This is a genomic window from Bacteroides timonensis (genome assembly GCF_000513195.1).
In the GTDB taxonomy this organism is placed as follows: domain Bacteria; phylum Bacteroidota; class Bacteroidia; order Bacteroidales; family Bacteroidaceae; genus Bacteroides; species Bacteroides timonensis.
In genome coordinates this window covers 1-3871 of sequence record NZ_CBVI010000126.1, presented here as the reverse complement: position 1 = coordinate 3871, position 3871 = coordinate 1, and the positions used below count along the sequence as shown (strand labels likewise).

General features: G+C 39.7%; 4 protein-coding genes. All 4 read right to left on the bottom strand.

Annotated elements, in window-relative coordinates; genetic code table 11:
* Positions 1-109: 109 nt before the first annotated feature.
* The 4 genes from BN161_RS22820 to BN161_RS22805 all read right to left on the bottom strand — a co-directional run bounded on the left by BN161_RS22820 (position 110) and on the right by BN161_RS22805 (position 3717).
* Complete coding sequence (locus BN161_RS22820; protein WP_044270549.1) at positions 110-655, bottom strand: DUF6705 family protein; 546 nt, start codon at positions 653-655, stop codon at positions 110-112.
* A gap of 20 nt (positions 656-675) precedes the next feature.
* Entirely contained in the window at positions 676-1452 is a 777-nt protein-coding gene (locus BN161_RS22815; RefSeq protein ID WP_044270547.1) for an MPN domain-containing protein, read from the bottom strand.
* Positions 1442-2053 carry a hypothetical protein gene (locus tag BN161_RS22810; RefSeq protein ID WP_044270543.1) on the bottom strand — a complete coding sequence of 204 codons (612 nt, stop codon included), beginning with the start codon at positions 2051-2053 and terminating at the stop codon, positions 1442-1444. The genes BN161_RS22815 and BN161_RS22810 overlap by 11 nt, the downstream gene beginning before the upstream one ends.
* A 638-nt stretch (positions 2054-2691) precedes the next feature.
* Complete coding sequence (locus tag BN161_RS22805; RefSeq protein ID WP_226810811.1) at positions 2692-3717, bottom strand: linear amide C-N hydrolase; 1026 nt, start codon at positions 3715-3717, stop codon at positions 2692-2694.
* Positions 3718-3871 lie beyond the last annotated feature (154 nt).

Here is a 3871-nt window from a genome sequence, read left to right as displayed (position 1 = left end):
TTTATTGATTTTCAAGAAATTAAAATCTATATTCAACACACAAAAACTTTATGGGGTATAGTTATAATTTGAGCATACTTCGCTAACACAACCTATTTTAGAATATTTGCTACTCCTTGGTCATTATCACGTCTGTGGGCACTGAAAAGCCACGAGGAACCCATTCTTCCGGAGAAGGAAGCATATCTTCCGGATAATCTCCCTCCAATGCATACCACAAACCTTTCTTCTCATTCAGTTTCCAGTGGAGCTTGTTAGAGGAAAGCAAATCCATTGTCCCGCCAACTATTCCTTTACCGTTCAAATGCTGCTTACGCTGGTCGTAGAAAGTGAAGCCCAAATAATTGGAAATATCACTAATAGCATTAATGTAGATGTTGCATGACGGTGCAGAAATACTGGCATCCCATATTGCAGGTATCGTTTTTATATAATCTTCTTTAACTACTCCTTTTATGCTGAGATAGTAACCACCAAAAATTTTAGCTTGATTTCCATATTGCCCATATCTTACTGTACCCTTTTGTAGCTTAATTTTAAATATTGTATCATTATTCTGATACACCCATGTTCCTACAAAAGCGTCATAGTTTGCTTGGGAGAATACTCCCATACAAATGAATGCGAAAACAAAGAGTATATAAATTCGTTTCATATCTTTCTGAATTTAGTTGATCAATTACAATTATAGTTTGAAATTTTAGCACTGCCATTGCTGTCCTTGGCTTGCCAATTATCTAAACGAGCATTTCCGTTACTGTCATAGGACGCTTCATTGAACAGCACATCTAGACCAGATACGGTTTTCCTTAAAAAATCTATAAATTTGGCAATGGCTGTATCAGCACCGTTAGTATTTGGCATTTTATGCATATCATTATATAATTCTTCAAATACTGGATTATTCAATATATTCTGCGTAAACGCACTGAACGCACTTTCCGAAGTAATCACCATCGTGAAGCATCCCATATTGCTTACTACCCCGTAAGAGAAGTTTGCCACGTCTATCTGTCCGCGCTGATACCTCGTTGCCAATACTTTCAGGTCTGCCCACGACGGGAAAGGTGCTCCGGCGGGATGACTGTGATACTGTTCCGTAATCTTCTTGCCGCTTAGGGAAGTACCCGCATACCCCAGATGCTCTGCTTCTTTCATGGTAGGGTAAACATACTCGCCAGTAGCGGTCTTAATCCATCCGTTCTCAGTATCACCCACACGGTAATTCTGTACCGCATTGAACAGATTGTTTACTTTCGACCTTAACGCAACATTACTTGACAACTCACTCACTGCACCACAAGGAGATCTGTCTTCTTTGTCCGGATCCTGATCCTGCGGCTTTATATCTTGCGGCTCCGTTGGAGTACTATTACTGCTATCACTATTACTATTACCACCACCAATACTACCGGAAGAGCCGCCGTCCAATTTGTCGAAATTAGCATCCATCAAGTAAACAATGCCAGCCTAAATCAGCTTCATTGCCTTCATAACCGGCAAAAGCATGGACGCACTCCCATGATTCGTATGCCGCTCGTGTTCCAGTGCCAGCAGTACTATATAGAAAAGATATCCCACTTTCCGGTTTCTTGTGCAGAGCGTTAATCGTAAAATAGTCAAACATCCAGGTCTCCTCCACGCCGTCGCTGCCTGCCCGTGTGGTTATGCCCTCTGCCATATCGCGCGTATATATCCTGTATTTCGTAGAGTCTTGTCCCATTGAGAAAAACCAGATACTGTTTATCTCAGAATCAGGAACAACACTTTTTACCGGAACGGCATACACCACGTTTTCCCCCTCAGAAAACCTGTATGCCGCCTTCCAGAGAGGATAACCGTATTTGCCTACAAAGGCAGGCACAAAATCAGAGGAGTCATTTTTCTGCCTTAACTGTTCGGTAATCCAACACACATCTTCGTCTGCACCGAAAGCGTTAAAAAAACGGTCGACCTTACTGTTTCCAATAAAACCATCCTCCTGTACACAGGCATAAAAGCACCACAGCAGAAGCGGAGAAAACAGGCGATAGACCCAGACCTTCTTTCTCATAAGTATTAGAAAATTATGTTGCCAGTTTCCCGGATACAACGGTTAAAAATAAAAAGTGTGGGAACTTATTGATATCAATAACACTTTCCGAAAAATTATTTTTTGATACGCACCAAAAATATCGCCATGATACAACCATTATCAAATCATAAGTGATATATCCAATTACAGACTATATTTCCAAACATCATCTGAATGAGTACCTCATCTACTGACAAAAATACTAAAAAGTAAGAAACTACCAACAAAATAAATAAAAAAGTAATCAATAACTACTATGAAAGATGCTACCAGAGCCAAGAATAAATACTCTTTTCTATACTGTTCACTAAAAATGATTGATGCCAATCATGAAGTATATAAATATCTAATATCCAAATGATTTAGATTTTTATTTATACACCCGGAGACTTTTATTTATAACAAGTAAAAAAGAAATAGAGACATTTCTTTCAGAATTAGCTTCCTTTGCAGATACAAGGTTTTTGGATAGAAAACCTAAGATATATTTGTAGTATATATAGTATATCTCAGTTTTGGTCATAAAAGGTTGAAACTGTTTGTTTGTTTTGCAGAGATGCACCCTTTCTAAGCGTAGTCAGGGTGCATTTCATTTTTTTATGAGCGTAAAATCCATACTATTTGATTCCCAAGAACTGGAAAGGTTTTGTAGCGACAAACTCTTTGGCAGTATTTCCCGCATACGTTTTACCGGAAAGAAGATTCAACTTCTTGACAGGCGCTTTCTCTGAGAAATCCACATCCTTAAAGTCAATCCAAAATACATTGGGATATAAAGTAGACTCAAAGTAATAAACTTTATCCTTCTGATCGGAAACCGTTCTCCATCGGGTTGAAGAAATATTCGGCTGATCAGGAGTGCTGATGCCGAACGGAACGGAAGTATTGCGTATCACGCTGAATACACTGGCCAAGGCTGTACGGGTATCTTCTGTTTTAGGAATAGCATTAATATAGAAAGAAGCTCTCACAAAACGGTCGGCAGCACGATTGGTACCCGGCAAAAAAGTGGTTCCTCCGATATTCTTCCAGTAATCATCAAGCGCCAGTTGCTGATCAAACACAGGTGAGTTTGTCATTACCTGATACGCTTTGCTATGATGAATATCCAACTTTCCGTCTACATACTCAAAAATAGCATTATCACCCGTAGCGTCCGAAATGGAAAGATGAAGGGTAGCCATACGCGTACCGTCGGGCATCATATCCGACACCACATCGAAAGTATTCTTTTCTACCTCGGCAACAGCCTCATCCACCGTTGCAAAATTATCAAGCATATATTGCACCCAGGCGGCTATGGACAAAGCCGGTCTCTCACCGTTCCATTGGGGATAGGATGATTCTGCCAGCCACAACAGATTGGCAACGAGTCCTTTTTCATTCATACCGTCAGTGCTACAGATGTCATAAGCCGAAGTTATCACACTGCCGTATTTAGATTTCCAACGCATCGGGTCCTTCCCTACCTCTCCGTTGCGCTCCATACCTCGCGGGAAAATCCAGATATTACTACGGGTATCTTCTTTCCAATCCATAGTACGACCGGTTATTATCATATTATTATCACCCTGATAGACTACACGGGTACAAGCATTCAAATGATTTACAGATACTCCAAAGAGTGTAATCATGAATACCATACTATAAAGAACATTCACTTTTCGCATAATTGATTCATGTTAAGTTGTTAGTTAATTTACAGTATAAACAAACAATCACATTGCAAAGTTCTTAAAATGAATAGATACATATTCAAATTTCTCAGACATGAGATCAAAGGAAATTGAAAGGAGT